23 protein-coding genes are annotated in these 24,907 nt (G+C 39.0%); 5 read left to right on the top strand and 18 right to left on the bottom strand.

Annotated features, from left to right (window positions below):
- Positions 1 to 16: 16 nt before the first annotated feature.
- The 4 genes from ABDZ91_RS19715 to ABDZ91_RS19730 are packed head-to-tail and all read left to right on the top strand — an operon-like array spanning position 17 to position 3,068.
- A complete protein-coding gene (locus ABDZ91_RS19715; RefSeq protein WP_343803018.1) occupies positions 17 to 1,237 on the top strand; it encodes a 2,3-diketo-5-methylthiopentyl-1-phosphate enolase in 1,221 nt (406 codons plus the stop codon).
- Positions 1,234 to 1,896, top strand: coding sequence for a 2-hydroxy-3-keto-5-methylthiopentenyl-1-phosphate phosphatase (locus tag ABDZ91_RS19720; RefSeq protein ID WP_343803021.1), 663 nt, complete (start codon positions 1,234 to 1,236; stop codon positions 1,894 to 1,896). The genes ABDZ91_RS19715 and ABDZ91_RS19720 overlap by 4 nt, the downstream gene beginning before the upstream one ends.
- The gene (locus tag ABDZ91_RS19725) at positions 1,893 to 2,522 is read left to right on the top strand and encodes a methylthioribulose 1-phosphate dehydratase (RefSeq protein ID WP_343803024.1); all 630 of its coding nucleotides are present in this window, start codon (positions 1,893 to 1,895) and stop codon (positions 2,520 to 2,522) included. Before ABDZ91_RS19720 ends, ABDZ91_RS19725 begins: the two co-directional genes overlap by 4 nt.
- 12 nt (positions 2,523 to 2,534) lie before the next feature.
- Positions 2,535 to 3,068, top strand: coding sequence for a 1,2-dihydroxy-3-keto-5-methylthiopentene dioxygenase (locus ABDZ91_RS19730; RefSeq protein ID WP_343803027.1), 534 nt, complete (start codon positions 2,535 to 2,537; stop codon positions 3,066 to 3,068).
- 495 nt (positions 3,069 to 3,563) lie between these two features.
- Here the strand turns inward: ABDZ91_RS19730 and proC are convergent, their stop codons facing one another.
- From proC to ABDZ91_RS19790, 12 genes are all read right to left on the bottom strand, one after another.
- Entirely contained in the window at positions 3,564 to 4,370 is an 807-nt protein-coding gene (proC, locus tag ABDZ91_RS19735; RefSeq protein WP_343803030.1) for a pyrroline-5-carboxylate reductase, read from the bottom strand.
- Positions 4,371 to 4,508: 138 nt separating this feature from the next.
- On the bottom strand, positions 4,509 to 5,006 hold the full coding sequence (locus tag ABDZ91_RS19740; RefSeq protein ID WP_343803033.1) for a hypothetical protein: 498 nt from the start codon (positions 5,004 to 5,006) through the stop codon (positions 4,509 to 4,511).
- 311 nt (positions 5,007 to 5,317) lie between these two features.
- Positions 5,318 to 6,025, bottom strand: coding sequence for a DNA alkylation repair protein (locus ABDZ91_RS19745; RefSeq protein WP_343803036.1), 708 nt, complete (start codon positions 6,023 to 6,025; stop codon positions 5,318 to 5,320).
- A 136-nt stretch (positions 6,026 to 6,161) separates the two neighbouring features.
- Positions 6,162 to 7,673: a vWA domain-containing protein gene (locus tag ABDZ91_RS19750; protein ID WP_343803039.1), complete on the bottom strand. Its 1,512-nt coding sequence runs from the start codon at positions 7,671 to 7,673 to the stop codon at positions 6,162 to 6,164.
- 89 nt (positions 7,674 to 7,762) lie between these two features.
- Positions 7,763 to 8,395, bottom strand: coding sequence for an HAD-IA family hydrolase (locus ABDZ91_RS19755; protein ID WP_343803042.1), 633 nt, complete (start codon positions 8,393 to 8,395; stop codon positions 7,763 to 7,765).
- A gap of 197 nt (positions 8,396 to 8,592) precedes the next feature.
- Positions 8,593 to 9,561: an oxygen-dependent tRNA uridine(34) hydroxylase TrhO gene (trhO, locus tag ABDZ91_RS19760; RefSeq protein WP_343803044.1), complete on the bottom strand. Its 969-nt coding sequence runs from the start codon at positions 9,559 to 9,561 to the stop codon at positions 8,593 to 8,595.
- A 126-nt stretch (positions 9,562 to 9,687) separates the two neighbouring features.
- Positions 9,688 to 10,569, bottom strand: coding sequence for a YitT family protein (locus ABDZ91_RS19765; RefSeq protein ID WP_343803047.1), 882 nt, complete (start codon positions 10,567 to 10,569; stop codon positions 9,688 to 9,690).
- 637 nt (positions 10,570 to 11,206) lie between these two features.
- On the bottom strand, positions 11,207 to 13,036 hold the full coding sequence (locus tag ABDZ91_RS19770) for an alpha/beta fold hydrolase (protein ID WP_343803050.1): 1,830 nt from the start codon (positions 13,034 to 13,036) through the stop codon (positions 11,207 to 11,209).
- 58 nt (positions 13,037 to 13,094) lie between these two features.
- On the bottom strand, positions 13,095 to 13,229 hold the full coding sequence (locus ABDZ91_RS19775; protein WP_343803053.1) for a hypothetical protein: 135 nt from the start codon (positions 13,227 to 13,229) through the stop codon (positions 13,095 to 13,097).
- A gap of 57 nt (positions 13,230 to 13,286) precedes the next feature.
- Positions 13,287 to 14,882, bottom strand: a complete 1,596-nt coding sequence (locus ABDZ91_RS19780; RefSeq protein WP_343803056.1) for an ATP-binding protein — start codon at positions 14,880 to 14,882, stop codon at positions 13,287 to 13,289.
- A gap of 256 nt (positions 14,883 to 15,138) precedes the next feature.
- Positions 15,139 to 16,311, bottom strand: a complete 1,173-nt coding sequence (gene yhbH, locus ABDZ91_RS19785) for a sporulation protein YhbH (RefSeq protein ID WP_343803059.1) — start codon at positions 16,309 to 16,311, stop codon at positions 15,139 to 15,141.
- A 237-nt stretch (positions 16,312 to 16,548) separates the two neighbouring features.
- Positions 16,549 to 17,721, bottom strand: coding sequence for a polysaccharide deacetylase family protein (locus ABDZ91_RS19790; RefSeq protein WP_343803062.1), 1,173 nt, complete (start codon positions 17,719 to 17,721; stop codon positions 16,549 to 16,551).
- A 136-nt stretch (positions 17,722 to 17,857) separates the two neighbouring features.
- Between ABDZ91_RS19790 and ABDZ91_RS19795 the strand changes: the two genes are divergently transcribed.
- Positions 17,858 to 18,049 (top strand): hypothetical protein, encoded by a 192-nt coding sequence (locus ABDZ91_RS19795; RefSeq protein ID WP_343803064.1) that lies wholly within the window; start codon positions 17,858 to 17,860, stop codon positions 18,047 to 18,049.
- A gap of 313 nt (positions 18,050 to 18,362) precedes the next feature.
- On the opposite strand, the gene ABDZ91_RS19800 is transcribed toward ABDZ91_RS19795, so the two are convergent.
- The 6 genes from ABDZ91_RS19800 to ABDZ91_RS19825 all read right to left on the bottom strand — a co-directional run bounded on the left by ABDZ91_RS19800 (position 18,363) and on the right by ABDZ91_RS19825 (position 24,807).
- Positions 18,363 to 18,881, bottom strand: a complete 519-nt coding sequence (locus ABDZ91_RS19800; RefSeq protein ID WP_343803066.1) for a hypothetical protein — start codon at positions 18,879 to 18,881, stop codon at positions 18,363 to 18,365.
- A 58-nt stretch (positions 18,882 to 18,939) separates the two neighbouring features.
- Positions 18,940 to 20,835, bottom strand: coding sequence for a PrkA family serine protein kinase (locus ABDZ91_RS19805; RefSeq protein ID WP_343803069.1), 1,896 nt, complete (start codon positions 20,833 to 20,835; stop codon positions 18,940 to 18,942).
- 818 nt (positions 20,836 to 21,653) lie between these two features.
- On the bottom strand, positions 21,654 to 22,403 hold the full coding sequence (gene nfsA, locus ABDZ91_RS19810) for an oxygen-insensitive NADPH nitroreductase (RefSeq protein WP_343803072.1): 750 nt from the start codon (positions 22,401 to 22,403) through the stop codon (positions 21,654 to 21,656).
- A gap of 48 nt (positions 22,404 to 22,451) precedes the next feature.
- Positions 22,452 to 23,951, bottom strand: coding sequence for a serine hydrolase (locus ABDZ91_RS19815; RefSeq protein ID WP_343803075.1), 1,500 nt, complete (start codon positions 23,949 to 23,951; stop codon positions 22,452 to 22,454).
- Positions 23,948 to 24,469 (bottom strand): DUF1700 domain-containing protein, encoded by a 522-nt coding sequence (locus ABDZ91_RS19820; RefSeq protein WP_343803078.1) that lies wholly within the window; start codon positions 24,467 to 24,469, stop codon positions 23,948 to 23,950. Before ABDZ91_RS19820 ends, ABDZ91_RS19815 begins: the two co-directional genes overlap by 4 nt.
- Positions 24,466 to 24,807, bottom strand: a complete 342-nt coding sequence (locus ABDZ91_RS19825; protein WP_343803081.1) for a PadR family transcriptional regulator — start codon at positions 24,805 to 24,807, stop codon at positions 24,466 to 24,468. Before ABDZ91_RS19825 ends, ABDZ91_RS19820 begins: the two co-directional genes overlap by 4 nt.
- Positions 24,808 to 24,907 lie beyond the last annotated feature (100 nt).

Consider the following 24,907-nt stretch of genomic DNA (forward strand, 5'->3'; position numbering starts at 1 on the left):
GAAAGGATGTTGACTCATGAGTGAAGTAATCGCCACTTATTTGATACAAGATACGAAACACAACTTAGAAAAAAAGGCAGAGTCCATTTCCATTGGGTTAACAGTGGGGTCTTGGACGGATTTACCTTCAATCGAGCAACAGCAATTATCCAAACATAAAGGACGCGTTCTGAGCGTCGAGGTACTGGAGCAAACTAACTCCGCCACACATGGTGTCATTAAAATAGCCTACCCAACCTTAAACTTTTCTGAAGATTTACCAGCGGTTTTAACCACTGTTTTTGGAAAATTATCACTAGATGGGGAAGTAAAGCTAATAGATTTAGAGTTTCCGTCCAGCTGGAGCCATGTTTTTACAGGGCCTCGATATGGGATTGAAGGAATTCGTGAGTTCGTTGACGTTTATGACCGTCCATTGATTATGAGTATTTTTAAAGCGGCGATCGGAAGAGACTTAGAGAACCTTGGCGTTCAATTAAGAAACCAAGCCTTAGGCGGAGTAGATTTTATTAAAGATGATGAGATCCTTTTCGAAAACCCGCTAACGCCCTTTGAAAAAAGAATCACAGCCGGTAAAGAAATCCTGGACCAAGTGTTTTCAGAGACTGGGAAAAGAACTCGATATGCGGTGAACTTAACAGGTCGTACATCTTCTTTAAAAGACAAAGCTCGAAAAGCAAGAGAGCTCGGTGCAGACGCCCTCCTTTTCAACGTTTTTGCCTACGGTTTAGATGTTTTAGCTGAGTTACGGGAAGATGATGAGATCGGACTTCCTATTATGGCACACCCTGCTGTAAGTGGAGCCCTTACATCTTCTAAAGATTACGGGTTCTCTCATGAGCTTTTACTTGGAAAGCTTGTCAGATTGAGTGGGGCAGACTTCTCCTTGTTCCCTTCCCCATACGGAAGTGTAGCTCTTGAAAAATCAGCAGCACTCGGAATTGGGCAGGCATTAACGGAAGAAAGTGCATGGAAACAAGCATTTCCGGTTCCATCTGCTGGCATCCATCCTGGTCTCGTCCCTCTTATTCTACGAGACTATGGTGTGAACTGCGTAATCAATGCAGGGGGCGGTGTCCACGGTCATCCTGATGGGGCAGCAGGTGGAGGAAAAGCCTTCACTCAAGCAGTCGATGCCGTTCTGGCTGGAATCACCCTACAGGAAAAAGCAGAAACGAGTGCTGAATTGAAAAAAGCAATCGAACTATGGGGAGCTGCGGAGGTTACGACATCATGAGTAAACCCATTATTTTTTGTGACTTTGACGGGACCATCACAAATACCGATAACATTATCGCCATTATGAAACGGTTTGCTCCACCTGAGTGGAATGCCATTAAAGACGATGTTCTATCCCAGACCATTTCAGTAAAAGAGGGTGTGGGGAAGATGTTCTCCCTTCTTCCAACTAGCGCGAAAGAAGAAATCATTGATTTTATCTTGGGGCACGCGAAAATCCGAGATGGGTTTAAGGAGTTTGTTTCTTTTACTCGCGAGCATGATATTCCTCTTTTTATCGTGAGTGGTGGGATTGACTTCTTTGTCTATCCTCTTTTACAAGAGTTTGGTCCATTCAGCGGCATTTACTGTAATGAATCGAACTTTGATGGTGAGACGATTGAAATATTATGGCCACATACCTGTGATGATCAGTGTTCAAACCATTGTGGTTGCTGTAAGCCGAGCATTTTAAGAAAGCTGGCTTCCACGAACCAACGAACTATCGTAATCGGGGATTCCATTACAGACCTACAAATTGCTAAGCAAGCTGACCACGTGTTCGCGAGAGACTTTTTATTAGAAAAATGCAAGGAGTTAAAGCTTCCTCACACTCCATTTGAAAGCTTCTTTGAGTGCATTACACAGTTAGAAAAAGAGTTGGAGGTGCAGGTATGAGTCAATACAGTGAAAAATGGGTTGAACTAGCGGAAATCAAACAAGAACTTGCTGAACGGGATTGGTTCATGGGGACCAGTGGGAATTTGGCCATCAAGGTTTCCGGGATACCTGTTCAATTTCTAGTAACTGCCAGTGGTAAGGATAAACGAAAAACGACAAACGCTGATTTTTTACTCGTAGACGGTGAAGGCTTTCCGGCTGAACCGACCAATGAAAAGCCTTCAGCTGAAACACTGTTGCATTGTGAAATTTATCGAAAAACAAATGCCGGCTGTTCCCTCCACGTTCATACAGTGGCGAACAATGTCATTTCAGAATTGTACGGGGACGAAGGTTCCATAGCATTTAAAGGGCAAGAGCTGATTAAAGCCTTTGACCTTTGGGATGAAGATGCGGAGCTTACAATTCCCATCATTCCAAACTACGCTGACATTCCGCAGCTAGCCGAGGCATTTTCTGATTATGTCTCTGGTGACTCTGGGGCTGTGTTAATCCGAAATCACGGAATCACCGTTTGGGGCCGCACTGGATTCGAAGCGAAGAAATTATTAGAGGCAAGTGAGTTTTTATTTCAATATCAATTGCAGCTACTGCAGCTGAAAAAAACTTTACAAACCAATTAGGAGGAAACTGAAATGACAACGATTAAAATCCAAGGAACCAATGAAGTCATTGAAAATCAAGAAGAAGTTGTAGCTTTTCTAGACCAACAAGGTGTTATTTATGAGCAATGGGATATCAACCAGCTTCCTGAAGGATTACGTGAGAAGTATGCATTAAGTGATGAAGAAAAGCAACAAATTTTAGATGCATTTGCTAGTGAAATTGCTGACATCTCAGAGCGTCGTGGTTACCAAGCACAAGACGTAATCTCTCTATCTGATACGACACCAAACTTAGATCAACTTCTTCAAAACTTTAAACAAGAGCATCACCACACAGATGATGAGGTTCGTTTCATTGTAAGTGGTCATGGGGTGTTCATTATTCAAGGGGCAGATGGTCGTTTCTTTGAAGTTTACCTAAACCCTGGGGATTTAATCTCTGTTCCACCAAACGTGCGTCACTACTTCACTTTACAAGAAGATCGTAAAGTTGTGGCTGTTCGTATTTTCGTGACACCTGAAGGTTGGGTGCCTATTTATGAGAAGGAAGAAGTAACGAACTAAACATTGATTGTTGAAACTCTGTTCTTTGAGCAGGGTTTTTTGTTTGGGTTGGATTGGGAGTTCTTTACGTAGTAGTAGTGGGCTGGGCTGTGGCCGAGGCCGCACTCAAGTTGTGGGTTTTAGCACTCAAAATTATTTTTTTGCACTCAAACCCTCCCTTTCCGCACTCAAATCGGTTTTCGCACTTAAATCTGTATTTTCGCACTCAAATCAACATTTACGCACCCAAAATCAAATTTTCGCACTCAAAACACAATTTCCGCACTCACCCCATGCTTCCCGTGCTGCTCTCCCATATTTTCTACCACTACAACGCTAAAGTTTAACGCTAAAACCCAATTTTCTATCACTAAAACGCCAAAATTTAAAGCTACAACCCCAAATTCCCTTCATCTATCCAATCACAAACCACATCACCATTAAAAAACCCCATAAAAAAAGAGAATACGCGGAAAAATTCCCTTTAACGAACCAGCCGCGCATTCTCCTCCTCTATTATCCCTTCATATCCTTCGACTTCTCCGTACAGCTGTCCATCGCCGCAATAATCGCCGAACGAAAACCTGCTTTTTCTAAAGTAGCAACAGCTTCAATCGTTGCGCCGCCCGGTGTACATACCTGATCTTTTAATTCACCTGGATGAATACCAGTTTCTAACACCATTTTAGCAGCCCCAAGTACAGCTTGAGCTGCTAATTTATAGGCCTGATCCCGTGGGATTCCTTGGCTGACTCCACCATCTGCCATCGCTTCAATCATCATATAGACGTAAGCTGGAGAAGAACCGCTGATCGCTGGGATTGCATCCATCAACCTTTCCGCGACAACCTCAACTTTCCCGAAGGTTTCAAGTAGCACCAAAGTATCCTCAAGCTCATCCTTTGTTACATTATCATTGACACTTAAGACCGTCATTCCCTCTCTAACAAGAGACGGTGTATTCGGCATTGTGCGAATCCCTTTTACATTTTCTCCGAACGATTCACGTAAGAAGTCTAATGTAACTCCTGCCGCCATTGTGATGACAATGGTTTCCTCACTAACCGTTAATTTTATTTCCTCAATCACCTTTTGATGAAGATTCGGTTTAACTGCCAGGAAAAGGTATTTCGCTCTTTCCGCTACTTCCTTATTGTCACTAGTCACCTTAATTCCATATTTTTCAGCAACTTGATCTAATGTATCATCCGTTGCTGCACTCGCCATAATTTGCTGTGGCTTGACGATTTCTGAGCTAAGCATGCCCTCAATAATGGCTCGAGCCATTCTGCCACATCCGATAAATCCAATTTTGCCTTCCAAATGAAGTCACATCCTATTTTCGTAGTTGGCCTTTGTCATTATACTGTACTTCGGAAGGTCTTTCAAAAGTGCTGTTTTCAAATGAATGTGAAATGCAGAACTTCACATATATAAAACCTTGTTTCAACGCTCCCTAACTTATTCAATTTCCTCAACCCTAGAAACAGGAATTTCAATTTTTGTTCCGACTACATCATCTGAATCCAAAGAAAAATCAGCAATAGCTTCAAATTCATAAGTACCTGGCTTTACATTCATATTTGTTATCTCACCAAATTGAACTCTGTGGGGCACATTTTGAATTAATGTTGTTTTCAATAATGGTTGATCCATCGCACCGAAATATTCAAAATCCCCATCTAGCTGATAGACATTAAAGTAAAAAATACTCCCACCATGATAAATATCTTTTTCTGCTTCTTCTCCCGTATAAGTGATGGTGGCATAAACGTGAATGATTTTTTCCCTATTCTTAACATATATAGTTACATTGAAATCATCCACTTGTTTCGATTCATCGGTGTTTTTCGGTTCCTTACTTAGATTTCCCTCACTGTTATTACTTGTACCACAACCAAATAGTCCGAAAACCAATAAGCATATACAGATGAAAAAATATAATGAATTTTTTATCATTCTCTCCCCCTTTAATTAAGAAGCCTATTATCGTATACTTTGTTGCTTTTGACAAAATAGTTGGTTCTATGAACATTGGAGGTTGATTTCCGTTGCAGGTGCTTGCTTTCCGTGGGCGGTCCGGGAGCCTCCTCGTCGCTTTCGCTCCTGCGGGGTCTCCCTTGTCCCTTCCTCCCACAGGAGTCAAGCACCTTCCACTCCAATCAACTGCGGTTTAATTACATGTGCAATAATCAACTATCTTTACAAAAACAGCGATTGAAAAAAAGAGCGGCCATTCTCTGTTGGAACACCGCACCTTACTCTATCCTTTAACATCTAACATATTTCCGCTTGAAGCCAATTCTCCCTTTATCCACTTCTTTTAAGATACTTTCGTATGCATTCAGGAAACTACTCTTTTTATTTTCCCGTTTGACTTCTACGATCCCTACTTCTTTTGCCGTCTCAATTGCCTCATCATGGAGTGGCAAATAGGAAACCCCAACGGTATATAGAAAATTATTCATACTTGATTTTGTTCGTTCTGGTGCATCGTGAATTGTTTTTTTCAGCAATTCAAGCATCCCTGAAATTTTGCTTTCGGAGAATTCAAAGTCTTTACGATTTCCTAAAAGCCAACAGTAGCAGCTCCAGCCCGCTGACATTCTCAGCTCTTCACCACTTGCGATCCATTTATCCGCAACGTCTTGTGCAATATCTGATTCCGATAAAGTGACAGCCACAACATAATCAGAAAGCATATAAAAATACGCGTCATCCATCCAACGATCATAATCCGACTCCGTCATAGCTTTTGGGTCTGCAATAATACCCGCAAAATACATGGCGTCATAGTTCCCTGTGGCATATAGCTCTTCCGCTAAAGGCTGATCTATTTTTATCTTCTTTGCGATAGGTTTCATAGCTCCAGTTGCAACGCCAAAAAGGGGCTCGTGTGCACCATTGGAGATGTACATTTTTTTCGATCGTTCCTTACCGAGTGCTTCAAGCTCTTGCATAACCGTTTCGAAATTCATCTGTTACACTTCCTTCTTTCTGGAGTTTCCCCCAAAGATTCTTGGCACGTCCATTACATCACCATTATCCTATATGAACCCCTACCATTAAAAGATATTTAACAAACTTAATAACAACTTTCCACACCACTCATTATTACTCCCGACTAAGTGCCATAGCATCTTTGACAAGCTCAATAAATGCATAATGCTCTTCCGCATGTGCTGAGTCCTGCGCAAGCTCTAATACCGACTCCAAGCTGCTTTCTCTCGCCCAATAACTGCCACGTAAGATTTCCGCAAATTCAGCAACCGCAGCTAAGAACTTGAGATCTTCAGGGAGATTGTCTCCTTCAAATGATACGGCTTGGTTGATTTCCTCAACTTCACCCGTTTCATCATTAAAAAACCTTACTCTTACTTCTCCTAGTTCGGTTGTATCATCCCTTAACTTCACTTCATATAGAGCCGTCACAGAATGACCCGCACCCACTTCTCCACCATCGACCGAATCATTTCTAAAATCCTCATCTCTTACATCACGGTTCTCATACCCTAATAAGCGATAACGGTCTACTTTAGCTGGATCAAATTCGACTTGAATTTTAGCATCCTTTGCGATTGTTTGGAGTGTACCGGTTAACTCCTCCATAAAGATTCTTCTCGCTTCTGAAAAACTGTCAATGTATGCGTAATTTCCATCTCCATCATTAGCAAGCTGCTCCATGAGGACATCATTATAGTTACCCATCCCAAAACCAAATGTGCTTAATGTAATGTCTTTTTTGGCATAGTCTTTAATCTTTTCCAAAATCTCCTCATGACCGGTTTCGCCGACATTCGCTACTCCATCAGAAGCTAAAATGACTCGGTTAATGGCACCTTCTGTAAAATATTCACGGGCTAGCTCATACCCCAGTGTTAGCCCCTCTTCTGCATTTGTAGATCCTTCAGGTTGTAGTTCCTCAATAGCATCGAGAATTTTGTCTTTCTCATCAATACTTGTTGGGTTTAATACGACACGACCTCTTGAACCATAAACAACAATTCCTACTCGATCTTGTGGTTGTAATTCATCTACTAGAACTCTTAAGCTTTTCTTTACCAATTCCAAACGATTTTCGCGATTCATGGATCCTGATACATCAATGACAAAGATTAGATTCGCGTTTTTTCTCTCTTCCACTTCAATCTCTTTTCCCTTTATTCCAATACGCAACAAATGGTAGCCCTCACCGAACGGAGACTTACCTCCATCTACATGGACGGCAAACGTGTCATTGGTTGGAGCTTTCATATTCGACTTAAAGTAATTCACAAATTCTTCTACTCGTATAGCATCATCCGGTGGAAGCGATCCTCTTTTAATATAATTCCTCATGACGGAATACGAGCCAGTATCTACATCCATCGCAAATGTTGATAATGTGTCATCTTCAGTTGAAACAAATGGGTTTGTACCATATTCTTCAAAAATCATGTTATCAGTTTCTGAACCATTCCATATTGGGACCAGGATTTCTGCTTTTGAATCCATTGAAGCCTCTTCCATGGTCTTTGCAGAATCGTGTACTTCATTTGAGAGAGATTCTGCCTCATCTTTCCCACTTTGACAAGCTGTTACGAATAGTGTCAGTACGACAAGAAATAGAACTCTAAAAAACGACATAGAAAATACCCCCTTTCACCATTGGTCGAAAAGGGGGCTTAGATTGTTACAAATATTTTACATTTTTACACAAACATTTCTAATAAAAACTAAACAATCCTCAAAATATCGCCAGGAACCTCAACCATAAAATCTGGCTTTTCCTTTTCAATTAGCTCTTTTGCATCGTATCCCCACTCTACCCAAATGACTTGGATTCCACTTTTTCGGCAGGCTACGATATCGCGAGCTTCGTCTCCCACATAAATAACTTCATTTGGTGATAATCGGTTAGATTTTAAATATTTTTTTATCATCTTATCCTTACCAAAGATAAGACTGGAACACATGATTTCATCGATTTGATTGATCTGATGAGCCTGTAAAAATTGTCGGATATTTTTTTCGTCATTCGATGAAATAATAGCAATCATATAGCCCTTTTTCTTTAGGTCTGAAAGTAACTGTCTAATTCCATCCACTAATAAAACTTGATTCATATTTTGTTTAAAGTGGCGGCTAAAATCATTTGCCATTAGCGGCAGCTTATGCATTGGGAAATTTAGTTTTTTGGCTCGCTCAATAATGGGCATTTTACGTATAGCTTCGACATCATCCCACTTTAGCTTATCAAATTTATATTTATCTGCTAATTTATTAAAAACGTTAATAAAAACTTTCTTAGAATCTACTAGTGTTCCATCAAAATCAAATAATACGGATTTAATCATCCTGTTCCCCATTTCCTTTTCTTCCTATTATATAAAGAAAACTCGCCGATTGGCTAGCCTTTAGGCGAAGACAGAGGCGTAGTTGCCCTTATACTATATACCTTGAAATTTTTCCTACGTCGAATTACTTCTTTGCTAAAATTTTATACTTCCTTATAGTGCACCAAAATACCCGCTCCTCGATAGAAGCGGGTTTCATTTAATGTATATTAGGCTTGAACAGATTTTTCATTCTCAATCTTTTGAAGTCTTTCTTCAACCTGTTCTTTATTGAGGCCGTGTTCCACTACATAGCGGTTTCTTGGGTGTACACGACATTCGTGAGAACAAGAACGCATATATTTATGTTCACTTTCCTCAGAGGCTAGAATTTGTTTGTTGCACTCTGGGTTTGCACAATTAACGTAACGTTCACAAGGTTCACCAGTGAAGTAGTCTTTTCCTACAATCACATGCTCTTTACGGTTAACAGGTACGGCGATTCTTTCATCGAATACATAAAGCTGTCCATCCCACAGGTCACCTTGAACTTCAGGGTCTTTACCATACGTTACAACACCACCGTGAAGTTGACCAACATCTTCGAAACCCTCACGTTTTAACCAACCAGAGAATTTTTCGCAACGAATTCCACCCGTACAATACGTTAAAATTCGTTTACCCTCTAGAAGTTCCCTGTTTTCACGAACCCAGTTTGGAGTATCGCGGAACGTTTCAACATCAGGACGAATCGCACCTCTAATGTGTCCTAAATCATATTCATATGTGTTCCGAACATCTAACACGATTGTATTTTCTTCTTGCATTCTCTTATAAAATTCTTTTGGTTCTAGATATTCCCCTGTTAATTCTTTAGGGTTGATATCATCTTCCAGACGTAGTGTAACAAGCTCTGGTCTAGGACGCACATGCATTTTCTTAAAAGCATGTCCATCTGATTCATCAATTTTGAAGACCATGTCAGCGAACATCGGGTCATTTTTCATAGCTTCCATGTACTGATTTGTTTGTTCGACCGTACCAGAAACCGTACCATTGATCCCTTCATTCGCAACCAGAATTCTACCTTTTAGTCCAATTTCTTTACAAAATTTCAAGTGAGCTTTTGCAAACTCTTCAGGATTTTCAATCGTTACATAGTGATAATACAATAATACTCTGTAAGCTTTCTCTGTCATTTTCAATCAACCACCTGTTAATTTATATTTGCAAGATATAAATGTACGAAGGCTGGATACACTTTTCTTACAGTTGAATATTGTATTCCTTTATTGCGAAAAAATCAAGGTAATTCGATTTCCAATTTAATGGATATCTCGTTTTTTGAACCGACCACCTTTGACATCATGAATATCTCCCACAGCAAGGAATGCTGATGGATCAATGTCATCCACGATACTTTTTAGCTTTGCTTCTTCAAGACGCGTAATGACACAAAAAATCACTTGTTTGCTGTCACCTGTATAGGCCCCTTGACCATTTAAATAAGTAACGCCTCTACCTAACCGATCATTAAGTGCATTGGCAATTTCTTTATGAAAGTCACTAATAATCCAAACCGACTTAGAAGACTCAAATCCTTCAATTGTAATATCAATCATTTTATATGCGATAAAGTAAGCGATGAGTGAGTACATCGCATTTTCCCAACCAAAAACAAATCCTGCACTACCCAAAATAAATAAGTTAAAAAACATAACCACTTCTCCAACAGAAAAAGGTGTCTTCTTATTAAAGAGAATTGCTAGGATTTCAGTTCCATCCAGTGAACCACTGTTCCGAATAACCAGCCCCACACCAATTCCAAGAATAATTCCACCGAAGACAGCAGCTAACAGTGGATCATCTGTTAACCCTGGTACGGGGTGTAAAAATTGTGTGGATATGGACAGAATCGTGATCCCACCTAATGTAGTGAATGCAAATGTCTTCCCTATTTGCTTATAACCCAAGAAAAAGAAAGGTAGGTTTAGGAAAAATAGAAAAAGACCGAGTTTAATCCCAGTTAAATGAGAAAAAATAATCGAAATACCGACGATTCCACCATCAATGATTTGATTGGGAACTAGGAAGATTTCAAGTCCCACTGCTACAAAAATAGCTCCGAGTGGAACAAAGATGAGGCTTTTTAATAGCTTTCCTTTCGATAATTTTTTGTGTTGTATTTTTGCTAACTCTGATTCCATTGGCACTCTCCGTTCTCTATGAGATTAATTAAAAGGAAAATAAAATAGGGGATGTTGTGAGGTGATTTTTGAATCTACTTTACTAATATTTTATCATAAGTTTAAAAATTCCAGTTAATTCAGAATCGTGGATTGTGTGTTCGCAAGGTTTGGCCGGTCCTATATGCGGACTCTGGTTCCGCTATTTGTTCAAAAAACCATGTTTCCGATGGTTATCCGGACTCTGGTTCCGTTATTCAGTCATTTTCATGTCAAAAAACCCCTCTAAACTACCAAATAGCGGATTGTGTGTCCGCTCGCACCCCGAAAACCGGCTTTTTTTTAAAATAACGGATCGTGTGTCCGGCTAGAACCCCGCAGTCCATGCAAGCGGACATAGGTTCCGCTATTTGCCCTAAAAACCATGCATTCGATGGTTATCCGGACTGAGGTTCCGTTATTCAGTCATTTTCATGTCAAAAACCCCTCTAAACTGCCAAATAGCGGATTGTGTGTCCGCTCGCACCCCGAAAACCGGCTTTTTAATTAAAATAACGGATCGTGTGTCCGGCTAAACCCGCTGGTTCTAATTTGTGTACAAAGCCCTTCCCACAAAAAAAGAAGCCAACCCCTTCAGGCTGACTTCATGCTGTTGCATTTATCGTAAATAACGGTCTAAAAACGTAACAATCCCTTCATACCCTCTTTTTCGATTCTCACGCTTCGTAAATCCATGCCCCTCATCGTCAAATACAATATATTCGACCGGCACTTGATTTTTCTCAAGAATTTCAACAATTTCATCGGATTCAACTTTTAGAACACGAGGGTCATTGGCTCCCTGCAAAACAATCAAAGGCTTCGTAATTTTGTCAGCATGGAACAGCGGCGAGATACTTCGAATGTAGTCTGTTTGAGTATAAGGATTCCCCAGCTTTTGATAGAGAGCATCACGGAAAGATTCCCACCAAGAAGGGATGCTCTTTAATGTACGCTCCCAGTTGGAAACACCGAAAATATCGACACCCACTTTAAACTCATCTGGACGGAAAGCTAATGCAGCCAGAACCATATAACCGCCATAGCTTCCACCAAAGATGCCAATCCTATCAGCATCGATATGGGCTAAGGTTTGAAGATATGTTTTTCCTTCTACACAATCAGCTAAATCAATCTCTCCATGCTTTAAATCAGCTGCCTTAAAGAAAGTCTTCCCATATCCAGAACTTCCTCGGTTGTTGACCGCAAGTATAGCGTAACCTTGGTTCGCTAAATACTGGAACTGCAGGTTATAATCAAGTCTAGATTGACCACCAGGACCACCATGGACAAATACTAGGGCAGGAGCCTTTTCACCTTCTACAAGGTGTGGCTTATAATAAATCGCAGGAATCTCTAGGCCATCAAATGATGAATAACGAATCACTTCCGCCTTCACCAAATCGCTTTCTTCAATAGACGGATTCAATGTACTAGTTAATGGCTTCATTTCTTGTGACTCTAGATTATAAGCATATAAGTTGTTAGGTGATGTCGGACTATTTAGTAGGAAGCTTATTGTTTTTTCATCCTGTGAAACTTTGATACTGGTAATCTGTCCTACAGGAACATCATTCATTTGTACTTTTTGGCCAGAGCGCATATCAAGAATGGATATTTCCGTTCGAGCATCCACATTTGTACTGTACAGAAGATAGGTAAACTGCTTGGAGAAACGAGCATTCATAATATCCCAATCTTCTTTGGCTATTACTTGTTCTTCTCCCGTTACTGTGTCCCATTTCTTAAGGTATAAAAATTCATATCCCTCATCAGAAAGGTAGTACAGTTCCTTAGAATCCTGACTAAATGTTTGAGGTTGTGATTGGAATTCTCCCTCTCCCTTACTAACACACTTGGTTTCCCCTGTTTCCACATCGTATAAATACAAGGTTGAATGATTACTATTGATTACCTTACTTAATGCGATGCATTTTTTATCAGGTGAAATAGCTCCGAACTCATAACCTTCTTTATCTTCAAATAGAACACGAGATTTAAAGGTCCCCACACTCATTTCATAAACATCCATGAAACGTGGATCCCGCTTATTCGATCCATAGAAAAAGGACTGACCATCCTGACTCCAGCTATAAAATATAGCGCGTTCCTTCTCATCCGTTGTTAGTTCAGTTACCTCACCATTTTCGTTACAAACGTATAAATGGAAAATTTCATTTCCGCCTTTGTCACTTAAATAAAGGAAACGATCGTCATTCGGGAAATAGGATACCGGGAACACGTTGTTTTCCGTTGAGGCTGTTAACTGCTTAATTACCTTGTCTTGTATAGATACACTAAACGCATTGTATACTCCAGTCTTATCACTTGAGTAAAGGACCTTATCTCCTTTATAGGAAAGTGAGTTATACATGATAGATTCAGAGTTTAAAAAGTCATCAATGGAATAGCGATTAACCTTATGGTTTTCTTTCGTATAATTGTTCATATCTTGTCCCCCTTTTTTTACATATCCATTACTTCCACATGCAAGAACATTTCTCCTTCTATTGAACAGATTCAAGATCGTTTGGATTAACATGCATCAGAAAATCAATCTTTGCATCCCCATTACTATATCCACTACCATTATAGGATAGCTTTGCGTTTACTATATTTCCTTTTTCATCGTATTCAGTCACACCAAACATCATAGTTGGAGGAGCCATGAAACTAAAAAAGGAAGGCTCAGCCTCCCTTTAATTAAGTATTTTCTTGTCTTTCTTCGGGGGATTAGCCTCGTTCGCAACCCATATATAGTCTTTTAGAGCTAGCTGCAATGTTCCCTTTGTATCAGCTTTCTTTTCAAAGCTGATGCCTGAACCTACAATCGTTCTGACTAGGTCAGGGTGCACCCCAGTAATCACTGTTTTACAACCCATTAGTGAAATACCATCAATAATTTTCATGAAATGCTCAATGGTCTCCGTAGTCATAAGGCCAACACCGGATAAATCCATAATAAGAGTATGTATTCGTTGGCGACTCACCTCATGGATGACTTTTTCTTCAATGGTCTGAACTCGATAGGAGTCCATTTCCCCGATGATAGGTAAAATACTTATGTATGGAGAAATCGGGATAATCGGAACAGAGAGGCTTTCCACTAACTTTCTTTGTGATTGTAGCTGTTCGTCTTTATATTTAGAGTAGCTAATAAAGAAATAGTTAAGGAACTGGTCAAACAATTCGTTAATATTCTTTTCGAGTGTAAAAAAGTCTTCTAACTCCATTTGGGGATTACCTTTTAGTTTGAAGTTATAGAGAAAATCCCAAAGCGTTCTTCGGATTGCCTGAACCCACTCAAGCTTGAAAGCTAGCGTTAAGGAATATTTCGCCCATAAAACGCCTTCTTGTTTAGCAAATTGAATTAACTCATTTTCTCGCCCTTCTACTACATAGAATGATAGAACTTGAGCATTATCTAGTAGATTGATATTTCCGATTTCGAGGATTTCCTCAATTTTATCTTTTACATTAATGGCTTGTGCAAGCAGACGATCCTCAAAGGAATCTCTGTTTTCTCTTACAAAGTCTTTAATGGTATAGCTTTCTTCGTATTTTAAATCCAACTTGACCACTCCTCTTTTTCTTGTTGAAAGACTTTTAGGTAGAGATAGTGTGAATTGCGTCCCTACTCCTTCCTCGCTCTCGACTTGAATGTGCCCACCATGTTGGTACACAACTGAGAATACTTGAGTCAAGCCCATTCCTGTCCCCTGATTCTTTGTTGAAAAGAACGGTGTACCTAAAATGGCAATTTTCTCTTTTGGAATCCCGATGCCAGAGTCTTTGATTTCCAAAAAGATTTCTTTCTCTGTAGCATATTGCTTTATTTCAATCTTACCCTTTCCAGGGATGGACTCAAATGCATTTTTGATCAGATTAAAAAAAGCTTTCTTAAACTGATTTTTCTTTCCATATACCGTTGCATCATCGTTTTTCAAATCGACGACTAATTCTACTTCATAGATTTTGTCCTGAAATAAATTTAGTACGGACTGGAGTTCAACCGCTACAAGGAAAGTTTGACTTTCTTCTTCCTCTAAGTCAGGTTTAGAAACCTGGAGAAGGTTATTTAACGTCGTTAGCGCATTCTCTAACTCAGATTGTGCAATTTCTATGTATTCTTTCTTACCCTCGTTTTCTAGTAGCTGCAAAAAGCCCTTCACAGCGGTTAGTGGATTCCGGACTTCGTGTGCAATACCTGCTGCAACTTGACCTACTGATGCTAATTGACTTAAATGATGGTTATTATTGCGTCTATCCTGACTATCATCATGTTGATCTGCCACCAAAGCTCCTCCTTATTTATTTATGAGATGTTTCATGATAACCTTTTACCAAGTAAGTTGAGTTGAATAAAGTATAAATATTATAAAAAGTAAGTACAAGATAGTAGTCACAACATTTATTGCTGAAAATTACAAAAATATGTACCTTTACTATACTACAAAAATGTTGGAAAGAAATACAAATTTGCAAATTTATAAGGGATTCTGTATATTTTCTCCTTTAAAAAGCCAGCCCCAAAATGGACTGACTTCCAAATTATGCATATGCCTTTGATCCTTCCTCCTCCTTATGGAAAAAGGCCTTCATGGCGTGAAATACGTCTACTTTTTGTTTTAAGATATAGTGGCGGAATTTTTCATTGCGGACATTTTTATAAGCACTCATGAGGGTTGAATGGCGGTTGTATTGATTGACTTCCCCATAGCCAAACATATTGGATTTTTTCATCAGTTCTTCAACTAGCTTTACACAGCGTGCGTTATCCGATGTTAAGTTATCCCCATCAGAGAAATGGAAAGGATAAATGTTAAAACGACTTGGAGAATAATGCTCATCAATCAGTTCTAATGCTTTTCTATAGGCAGAAGAACAAATCGTTCCCCCGCTTTCTCCCTTAGAGAAAAAATCTTCCTCACTCACAACTTTTGCCTCGGTATGATGCGCAATAAATTCAATTTCCACTGTTTCATATTTTGTTCTAAGGAAACGAGTCATCCAGAAGAAAAAGCTTCTAGCCATATATTTCTCCCATATTCCCATGGATCCACTTGTATCCATCATGGCAAGAACAACAGCTTTAGAATCTGGTTTTTTCACTTCGTTCCATGTCTTAAATTTTAAATCCTCAGGATAAATGGGGTAAAAGCTAGGTTCCCCTGTCATCGCATTCCGCTTAAAAGCGGTCATCATTGTTCTCTTCTTATCAATATTGCCCATCAAACCTGTTTTACGAATATCATTGAATTCAATATTTTCAACAATATGCTCGTCATTTTCTTTCCGTTTCAGATTCGGAAGTTCTAACTGACTAAACAAGGCTTCCTCAATTTCCATAAGTGATACTTCAGCTTCATAATAATCTTCGCCCGCTTGGTCTCCCGCTCCTTGACCTTTTCCTGGCCCTTTTTGATTAGATGGATCCCTCGCAATTACATCTCCGACTTGGCTATCTCCATCTCCTTGACCAACGTGTTTGTTTTTATCATAGTTATACCTAATTTTATACTCATCCAAGGATCGAATAGGTATTTTGACAACATCGCGGCCATTAGACATGATGATGTTTTCTTCAGTAATGAGATCCGGTAAATTGTTGCGTATGGCATCTTGCACTTTTTCCTGATGTCGTTGCTGATCATCGTGCCCTTTTCGATGGAGGGACCAATCTTCTTGTGACACGACAAACTGACCATTGTCTGATTGTGACATTTTTTCCCCTCCTATTATTTTATTCCATTGACACACGATCCAACCTTCCTGCATACCATAACATGACGGTTTAAACTGGACCACTCTACCCTTTTTCAAGTTAATATATAAAGGGAACCATTAGAGTGATTACTCTATACTATGCATGAACTCGAAATAATTTCCAAACGATTTCGACAATTGGGCCGATAACTAATTCCATTTTTTGGACACCATTCAACACGGACAACATGGACATCAGAGTCTTTCATCTTTCCAAAAGTTCATCTGAAAATGTTCATTCGGATGATAGGGTGCCAATTCGTATCCTTTGTTCTGTAAATATTCAACGATTGAAGGTAACACTTTTGCCGTCCCGTTTCGAACATGCAGTAAAATCACCATTGGCTCATTTGATTTCTCACGTTGTTCCACCTGTGTCTTAATATTCTCTAGAATCATCTCAGGTTTCTTCGCTTCATACTTCCAATCTTGTGGATCTATATTCCAATCCCACATCTTCATCCCTTCCCAAACTAACGCATCCAAATATTGATTATTTAAGTATGGCTTACTTCCATATGGCGCTCGAACTAAAAAGGAATATTCTCCTGTCAGTTGATAAAGGGTTTCCTGTGTTTGAAGCATCTCGTTTATAAATGCTGATGGTGAAGCACTTCTATATAATTTATTTTTATCATGAGAGACGCTATGCAAAGCCGGATAATGCCCGTCTTGAACAAGCTGTTTCACAAGAGCTGGATATTCCCTCATATACGGTTCTAACATAAAAAAGGTTGCCTTCGCGTCGTAGTCATTCAGTGTGTCTAAAATACTTCCCAATGCAGCTGTAGGTCCGTCATCAAATGTCAAATAAATCTTCGGTTTGATTAAAGAAGCGATTAGTTCATAATATTTGTCAAGTTCTTTCTCACTGCTTGCAAAATATTGAACGTGAGACAGCTTTGAGTCCTTCGTTAGTCTCACAATATGATGTTTATTCGAAAAAACAGAATCTACATGATACCCGAAATATTCTCCTATAAATCTTACTGGAGCAAACCATGTGTCATCTTTTTTAAAGAATGTAATAAGCTGTGATTTTCCACTTTCAAACGTAACGGTTTGTTTACTTGCAGAAAAAAATAAAGATTTACTCCCCTTTTTTAATTGAATTTCTCCTTCTTTTTTCTTCTCGATAGATACACCTAAACTTTTTGCAAAGGTTTGAATAGGAGCGTAGGTTGTTTTATTCGCTATATATGGGAATTCTTTTTCAAAAGATAATAGTTTATTTTCAATAACAAGTGCGACGGGTATCTCTTTTTGAGTTTTTGTAGTTGCGTTAGCACTGGCCTTAAAGGGTTCAACCCCCACATACATAATGAAAAATAATAGTAATAGAACGATTGCTTTCTTCAGTTTCTTCATCTAAATCCTCCTCTATTAACAGAACGTTTATCTATCACTAGCATTCTATTAATAGAAAAGTAGGATTATGCTAGATTGGTTTATATTTTTTAAAAAGGGAAACATATCAGTAAAAGAAAAACTAGAGGTGATGGTTTTGGATCGGAAGAAAGAAAAACAGTATAAGGACAAACTTGAAAAAATAGAGAATGGTTCGATGGTTTTAAATATGGAAGATGCGAAGTTTTTGGGTAAACAAATGGAGCATATGCGGTCTAATGAAGAGTTGAAGGAATACGGACGAGTGCCGGACCCGATACAGTATGAGATTGAGGTTGGGGATGACTAAAGGGCTTATTTCTAATCTGTCGTAGCTGGCACAGGATCCGCGTTCTAGTTTTACACCTGACGCTTTGTTGCCGGACATGGGTTCCGGTATTTTTATAAAAATGCCGGTTTTTTGGGAGTAATCGGACCCACGTTCCGCTATTTAGCCATTTTGGGGTTTGTTTTCACTAATTTTGGCCAAATAGCGGAATCTCTGTCCGCGAAAGTCTTGAAACATACATTTTTGAGTGAATAACGGATTTCTTGTCCACTTCACTTTTCACCCATTCCCTATTTTATAAATTGCAGGTTACTATAGGGTAATCGAAGTTAGTTTATGGCCACTTTATTTCTGTATTTTCACAGAAATTTTTATATGTTTTGGCAAGGTGCAATGAGTTATCTACACCGTTTAAATTATTATTGGCATTTTGACGCTTAAACTCTTCCCATTCAGTTAGAAGTACTTCTAAATCGGGCAAGCGAGACTCTTCAAAACCAGCACTTTCTGGATTCGAATAGGTTAACAACATTGCCCCTACTTGATTGGCACATGAATATACTTGGTCCTCCCACTCCAACTGACTCTCATTCATACGAAGCAGAATCCCTATATTATTATGCGTTATATCCCATAGCGTAAACAGAAAACTAAAATTCCCGGGTGATGGATTTTCGATAGTCTTTTTCAATTGCGTAGAAAGCGTGTCTCCATGAAAGGTATCTGCTAAATAGGATTTAGCGAACTGATTTTTTTGAAGCGCTTCTTCTAACTGATGCTTCTGCCAAATATGATTGGCCGCCACAATAACTAAAAATACAATAATTAAAATTGTATATATATTCTTTTTCATCATTTCACCACCTAAAAAACCCCTTACTCCTATTTCAACAAAGTAAGGGGTTTTCCTTCTATCGATTTAAGAGACTTCCCACATATCGGAGGAGGTCATTCGCTGATGTGGAGTTGTAGCCGTGCTCATCAATTAAGCGCGCTACAACTTCGTTAATCTTCTTCAACTGCTGTTCGTCTGGAGTTTTGGAGGACGTTGTAATTTTCACGACATCCTTCAGGTCAGCAAACAATTTCTTCTGAATCGCTTCACGAAGACGGTCGTGGGAATTATAGTCGAATCGCTTTCCTTTTCTGGCATAAGCTGAAATTCGAATCAAGATTTCTTCGCGGAATGCTTTTTTCGCATTTTCAGAAATTCCGATTTGCTCTTCAATCGAACGCATTAGTTTTTCATCTGGATTGATTTCTTCACCCGTTAATGGATCACGAAGCTTAACCTTGTTGCAGTATGCTTCCACATTATCGAGATAGTTATCCATGAGTGTTTTCGCAGACTCTTCATACGAATAAACAAACGCTTTTTGGACTTCTTTCTTTGCAATATCATCATACTCTTTACGAGCCAATGAAATATAATTTAAGTATTTTTCTTTTAGTTCCTGTGTAATCGATGGATGTTGATCAAGTCCTTCTTTTAATGCTCTTAAAACGTCTAGAGCATTGATGGAAGGAACTTCTTTGCGAATGATGGTTGAAGAAATCCGGTTAATGACATAACGTGGGTCAATCCCGCTCATACCTTCATCCGTGTATTCCCTCTTCATCTCCTCCACATCAGCAGAGTTATAGCCTTCTACATTTTCTCCATCATACAATCTCATTTTCTTAATAAGATCTACATCACCTTTTTTCGGTTCTTTCAGGCGAGTTAGAATCGTAAACATCGCAGCCACTTTCAAGGTATGCGGCGCAATATGAACATCCGATACATCACTTTCACGTATCATCTTCTCGTATATTTTCTCCTCCTCCGTCACCTTTAGGTTATACGGAATTGGCATCACAATAATCCGTGAATGCAGGGCTTCATTCTTTTTATTTGAAATAAATGAGCGATATTCAGTTTCATTTGTATGTGCGACAATCATTTCGTCAGCACTAATTAAGGCAAAACGGCCAGCTTTAAAATTCCCTTCCTGAGTAAGAGAAAGTAAATGCCAGAGGAATTTCTCATCACATTTCAGCATTTCTTGGAATTCCATTAAACCACGGTTCGCCTTGTTGAGTTCTCCGTCAAAACGATAAGCACGTGGGTCTGATTCGGACCCGTATTGTGCAATCGTTGAAAAGTCAATACTTCCTGTCAAATCAGCAATATCTTGTGATTTCGGATCAGAAGGTGAAAACGTTCCAACCCCAACACGTTTGTCTTCTGAGAAGAAAATTCTTTCGACTACTACATCTTCAATTCGACCACCGTATTCCTGCTGTAGCCTCATCATGTTGAGTGGAGACAAGTTTCCTTCAATTCGAATTCCATATTCTTGGTGAAATTCGTCACGTAAATGTTGAGGGATTAAATGAAGCGGATCCTCATGCATCGGGCAACCTTTGATTGCATAAATAGCCCCTCGATCTGTGCGTGAATAAGCTTCCAGCCCCCTTTTCAGCATGGTGACTAATGTAGATTTACCACCACTGACCGGTCCCATTAACAATAGAATTCTCTTTCGAACATCTAATCGTTTCGCTGCAGGGTGAAAATACTCTTCTACTAGGCGTTCCAACGCTTCTTCCAGTCCATAGATCTGATTTCTAAAGAAAGAATACCGTCTCTTACCGTCTACTTCCTCCACGCCAGCATCTTTAATCATATTGTAAACGCGTGAATGAGCGCTTTGCGCAACCCAAGGCTTCTCTTTAACAATCTCTAAATACTCTGCAAACGTCCCTTCCCATCGCATGTTTCCTTCTTCTTCTCGATATTTCTCGATCTTTTTTAAAATATCCATATGAACCTCCCCCTGACGCTGAAATCGAGACGATTAATATACTTTATGCGCTTTTCCACGTGAACATGATTAGAATAAACAAGTCAGGTGGGGAGATTTGTTTTTAATGAGATTGTAATGAATAGTGGGTTTGGTGGGTTATTCGAAAAATGGCAAATTAGGTTTATGTTCACTTTTGGAGATTCAGGATTTAAAACTAGAACATAAATCCGGTTTACGTCCTCTTTTTGAGACTCAGGGTTAAAAACTAGAACATAAATCCGGTTTACGTCCTCTTTTTTGAGACTCAGGTTTAAAAACTAGAACATAAATCTGGTTTATGTCCTATTTTTGAGACACAGGATTAAAAACTAGAACATAAATCCGGTTTATGTCCTCTTTTTGAGACTCAGGTTTAAAAACTAGAACATAAATCCGGTTTATGTCCTCTTTTTGAGCTTCAGGGTTAAAAACTAGAACATAAATCTGGTTTACGTCCTCTTTTTGAGACTCAGGTTTAAAAACTAGAACATAAATCTGGTTTATCCCCAATAACCGGCTTTCCATAAAATAAAAAAGCAATTTTACAAACCCCCGGCTACAAACCCAAAAACAAATTTGACAAAATAGCGACGTTCATTCACAAAAAATGAAGATTAGGGTATAATAAGAAAAGGTTTTTTAAAGACGTGGTACATAGAGGAGGATAATCATGAGCACGATCTTGATTTTAGGCGTTTGTGTAGCCTTCTTAGCTGCTATTTTTACTGCTGGATACAACGACAAACCAGGAACAAACAAAAAATAACTGCTGACACTGAGTCAGCAGTTTTTTTGTTTTATTTTAAGTTTAACCCTTTCTTCTGGACAAACTCTTTCATATACATACGAGATTGTTTCTCTAACATTTCGCACATTTGAGTTGACCATGTGTCATCTCGTTTCCCACTTGTTCTCTTGATGTAATACGCTTGAATGAGCTGGTCATATTCTTCGATTTGCTTTTTATACAAAGCTTCATCCTGTTGATACTCATTTTCATGGTACACATGCTCTAACGGAAGTCTTGGTTTTTGATCCGTTTGAGTATCTGGGAAACCGACTGCAAGTCCGAATAATGGAATGACATGGTCTGGAGTTTTTAATATCTCTGCCACTTTTTCTAAGTTGTTACGAATTCCACCAATATAACAAAGTCCTAACCCCATTGATTCTGCTGCAACCGCTGCATTTTGAGCAGCAAGTGCTGCGTCTATTAAAGTCACCATAAATTTTTCAGTACTTTCGATAGAAGGCATTACGTTTCTTCCTTCATATTCACCAATCTTCTGATGCCTATGTAAATCCGCACAAAACACAAAGAAGTGTCCATTATTGGCAACGTATGCCTGATTTCCTGCCACTTCTGATAATGCCTGTTTCTTCGCTGGATCACTCACACCTATAATCGAATACGCTTGAATGTAGCTGGAAGTAGAAGCTGCTTGTGCACTTTTGACAATTAGCTCAATCTGTTCTTTTGATAATGGTTGATCCTTAAATTTTCGAATGGATCGATGATTTAAAATGGTTTCAATTACTGGATTCATGTTAGCAGTCCTTTCGCACTTGTTATTTCTATAGTACAAATTAAGCTGCTAACCTTCAAATTTTTGGCTTAGCTCCTTTGCCATGCATGAGGCTCTTCCCTTAGTTAGTTTCAAACTTTGAACAACAATAATGGTTGATATGACTCCGTTCATAAATAACATCAACACCATAGCTTGAACCAAAAAAGCTAAATCCGGAGCAAATGCGTGTATTGCATTCCAAGGGCTATCTACAATTGAGGTGAAAATAGGAATCATAGCGATGGACAATCCCAGATAACCAAGACTACTGATTCCCCAAAAGACTCTGGAGCGTTTTTTATTTCTCAAAGCCATGAGACCAACAGAAATTGTCCATACTAAAAGCAGAATCGCAACTCCAAGTGTTATAATTTGGATGACTGGTCGCTGTTGAGCAATGGGCTCAGGTTCCTCCCCCATGAAGAATGATATAATCTCCTGTTTAAATTCAAATAGAGCTAATTCTTCAAGGATATGATTCCTATTGGTTAGAATGATCCCACCCCAGCTCAAATCTGGTGAAAAAAAGATTTCAGAATGGGAATCCGGAGTTGATCCTGAGTGCCAAATAAGTCCATCCTCAATATTGTCTACCTTTGAAAACCGCCATCCAAATCCATATTTTTTATTTTCATTGATTTGAAAATGTGGAGATAAGAATTGATTCATCCCATCTTCACTTAAAAAACCAATGTCATCCTGTCGGGTTAAGAATTTGATATATTCCATAAGGTCATTTGCACTTGCAGTAACATATCCATAAGGGGCTCCCCCATTATCATAAGAAACGGTACTTTTGGTAGGAATGCCAAACCAAGATTGGTATCCAGATGAATAGCCTTTTTCATAGGCTGTTTCTCTATCTGCTGCTGTATCAGTCATTCCTAGTGGTGTGAAGATGTTATGCTCCATATAGCTTGAGTAGGATTGGCCTGTAACCTCTTCTATAATGGCCCCTAATATTGCATAATTGGCATTACTATATTGATGAATTTCTCCTGGAGCGGCTGTCAACTCAACGTCCAATAGTTTAATGACATTTCTTTTGATAGCGTTCATGTCATCTGACTCTCCATCTGATATTCTCAACCCATCGTAGGTGCTAATTCCACTGGTGTGCGTGAGTAGATGTTCGATTGTTATTTGAATGGGAGCTTGAGCATCCTTAAGTTCAAACCATGGTAAGTAATCTTTAACTGAGCCATCTAATTGTACCTGCCCCTCTTCTACTAATTTCATAATCCCAAGAGCTGTTAACGATTTACTTATTGAACCAATGGTGAAAGGTGTATTTAATGTAACCCCATGCTCGGTTTCCCCTGTGATTCCCCTTTCCTTTGCAAAAAATATTTTATCGTCTCGATACAAAATAATAGAAGCACCCGGGATTTGATGCTCCTCTAAAAATGAATCGACATAACGATCCAATGATTGGTTAGATTCATGACTAGTTGCCGTTACACTTTGGAGACTTGAAAAGAATAAGAAACATACGATAAGCAGCAAGAATCGCTTTTGACATCTCATCTATTAGCACCAACTGCATTTCTTTTTTTGAGCAAAAATGTAACAATTGTGGAAAGGAAAAGTGCAATCGAAAGACTAATAAGAACTAGAATTGTATTCCACCAAATGTTTTCTGCGATTCTGTAAATAATATTGTATTGAAACGTTGGAATATCGTTTATTGGACTAAAAGAGGTCGTCAACGTCAATGTTAAGACCCATTGAGAAACAAGATAAGTGACGATAAAGATTCCTACACCAATGAACAACAGTGGCGTTTTTTTTGTACTTTTCCCTCTTAAATTACGGATTTCATTATGAAAGTCAACCCCGTTTGTTTCTAAGTAATCTCTTACGAATGAAGGAGCGTCCCCTAACGTCTGCAGACCTTCGTCCCCATGCTCATATGCCTCTTGAAAATGTTCTCGCAATTGTTGCTCTACATCATCTCTATCTTTTTTACTCACCTTATATTGTGTTAGCTCTTCTAGAACAACATGTATATACCTCTGTTCCGTTTGGCTTAGTTCCCCTTTCATTCCACCCGATCTCCCTTCGTACCACTTTGAAGCAATAATTTAATATCGCTTTGCAATTCCAACCATTCGTCTATTTTTTTCTCAAGATACAGTTCACCTTGTTCATTAATTTCGTAATAAACTCGAACCTTTCCACTATCCGTCATTTCCCGATAAGTATTGACCCATTCCTGATCTTTTAGCTTCGTAAGGATTGGATAAATACTGCCTACTCCTTTCAATGTTAGGTTGTGTTTGTCTAACTCCTTCATAATTTCATAACCATAGCTTTTTCCCTGAGACAAAATTGATAATACACACATTTCTAAGTGCCCTTTGATTAAACTAGTTTTATCCATGAGTATAATCTAACAGAAGTATATATCGGAATCAAGTATATATTTTTTAAAAAGTATTGCCGGCTTTTCAGACGTACAGAAAAAAGCTCAGTTAGAGAAA

This window comes from Bacillus carboniphilus (assembly GCF_039522365.1).
Lineage (GTDB): Bacteria > Bacillota > Bacilli > Bacillales > JC228 > Bacillus_BF > Bacillus_BF carboniphilus.

Excerpts from the sequence above, each read along its gene's own strand:
- ABDZ91_RS19725 (WP_343803024.1), top strand. The coding sequence starts at position 1,893 with ATGAGTCAATACAGTGAAAAATGGGTTGAACTAGCGGAAATCAAACAA.
- ABDZ91_RS19755 (WP_343803042.1), bottom strand. The coding sequence starts at position 8,395 with ATGGGGAACAGGATGATTAAATCCGTATTATTTGATTTTGATGGAACA.
- ABDZ91_RS19800 (WP_343803066.1), bottom strand. The coding sequence starts at position 18,881 with ATGAAAAAGAATATATATACAATTTTAATTATTGTATTTTTAGTTATT.
- ABDZ91_RS19815 (WP_343803075.1), bottom strand. The coding sequence starts at position 23,951 with ATGAGATGTCAAAAGCGATTCTTGCTGCTTATCGTATGTTTCTTATTC.
- yhbH (WP_343803059.1), bottom strand. The coding sequence starts at position 16,311 with ATGTCACAATCAGACAATGGTCAGTTTGTCGTGTCACAAGAAGATTGG.
- nfsA (WP_343803072.1), bottom strand. The coding sequence starts at position 22,403 with ATGAATCCAGTAATTGAAACCATTTTAAATCATCGATCCATTCGAAAA.
- ABDZ91_RS19730 (WP_343803027.1), top strand. The coding sequence starts at position 2,535 with ATGACAACGATTAAAATCCAAGGAACCAATGAAGTCATTGAAAATCAA.
- ABDZ91_RS19765 (WP_343803047.1), bottom strand. The coding sequence starts at position 10,569 with ATGGAATCAGAGTTAGCAAAAATACAACACAAAAAATTATCGAAAGGA.
- trhO (WP_343803044.1), bottom strand. The coding sequence starts at position 9,561 with ATGACAGAGAAAGCTTACAGAGTATTATTGTATTATCACTATGTAACG.
- ABDZ91_RS19750 (WP_343803039.1), bottom strand. The coding sequence starts at position 7,673 with ATGTCGTTTTTTAGAGTTCTATTTCTTGTCGTACTGACACTATTCGTA.
- ABDZ91_RS19720 (WP_343803021.1), top strand. The coding sequence starts at position 1,234 with ATGAGTAAACCCATTATTTTTTGTGACTTTGACGGGACCATCACAAAT.
- ABDZ91_RS19805 (WP_343803069.1), bottom strand. The coding sequence starts at position 20,835 with ATGGATATTTTAAAAAAGATCGAGAAATATCGAGAAGAAGAAGGAAAC.
- ABDZ91_RS19770 (WP_343803050.1), bottom strand. The coding sequence starts at position 13,036 with ATGAACAATTATACGAAAGAAAACCATAAGGTTAATCGCTATTCCATT.
- ABDZ91_RS19790 (WP_343803062.1), bottom strand. The coding sequence starts at position 17,721 with ATGAAGAAACTGAAGAAAGCAATCGTTCTATTACTATTATTTTTCATT.
- ABDZ91_RS19715 (WP_343803018.1), top strand. The coding sequence starts at position 17 with ATGAGTGAAGTAATCGCCACTTATTTGATACAAGATACGAAACACAAC.
- ABDZ91_RS19820 (WP_343803078.1), bottom strand. The coding sequence starts at position 24,469 with ATGAAAGGGGAACTAAGCCAAACGGAACAGAGGTATATACATGTTGTT.
- ABDZ91_RS19825 (WP_343803081.1), bottom strand. The coding sequence starts at position 24,807 with ATGGATAAAACTAGTTTAATCAAAGGGCACTTAGAAATGTGTGTATTA.
- ABDZ91_RS19745 (WP_343803036.1), bottom strand. The coding sequence starts at position 6,025 with ATGAATTTCGAAACGGTTATGCAAGAGCTTGAAGCACTCGGTAAGGAA.
- ABDZ91_RS19740 (WP_343803033.1), bottom strand. The coding sequence starts at position 5,006 with ATGATAAAAAATTCATTATATTTTTTCATCTGTATATGCTTATTGGTT.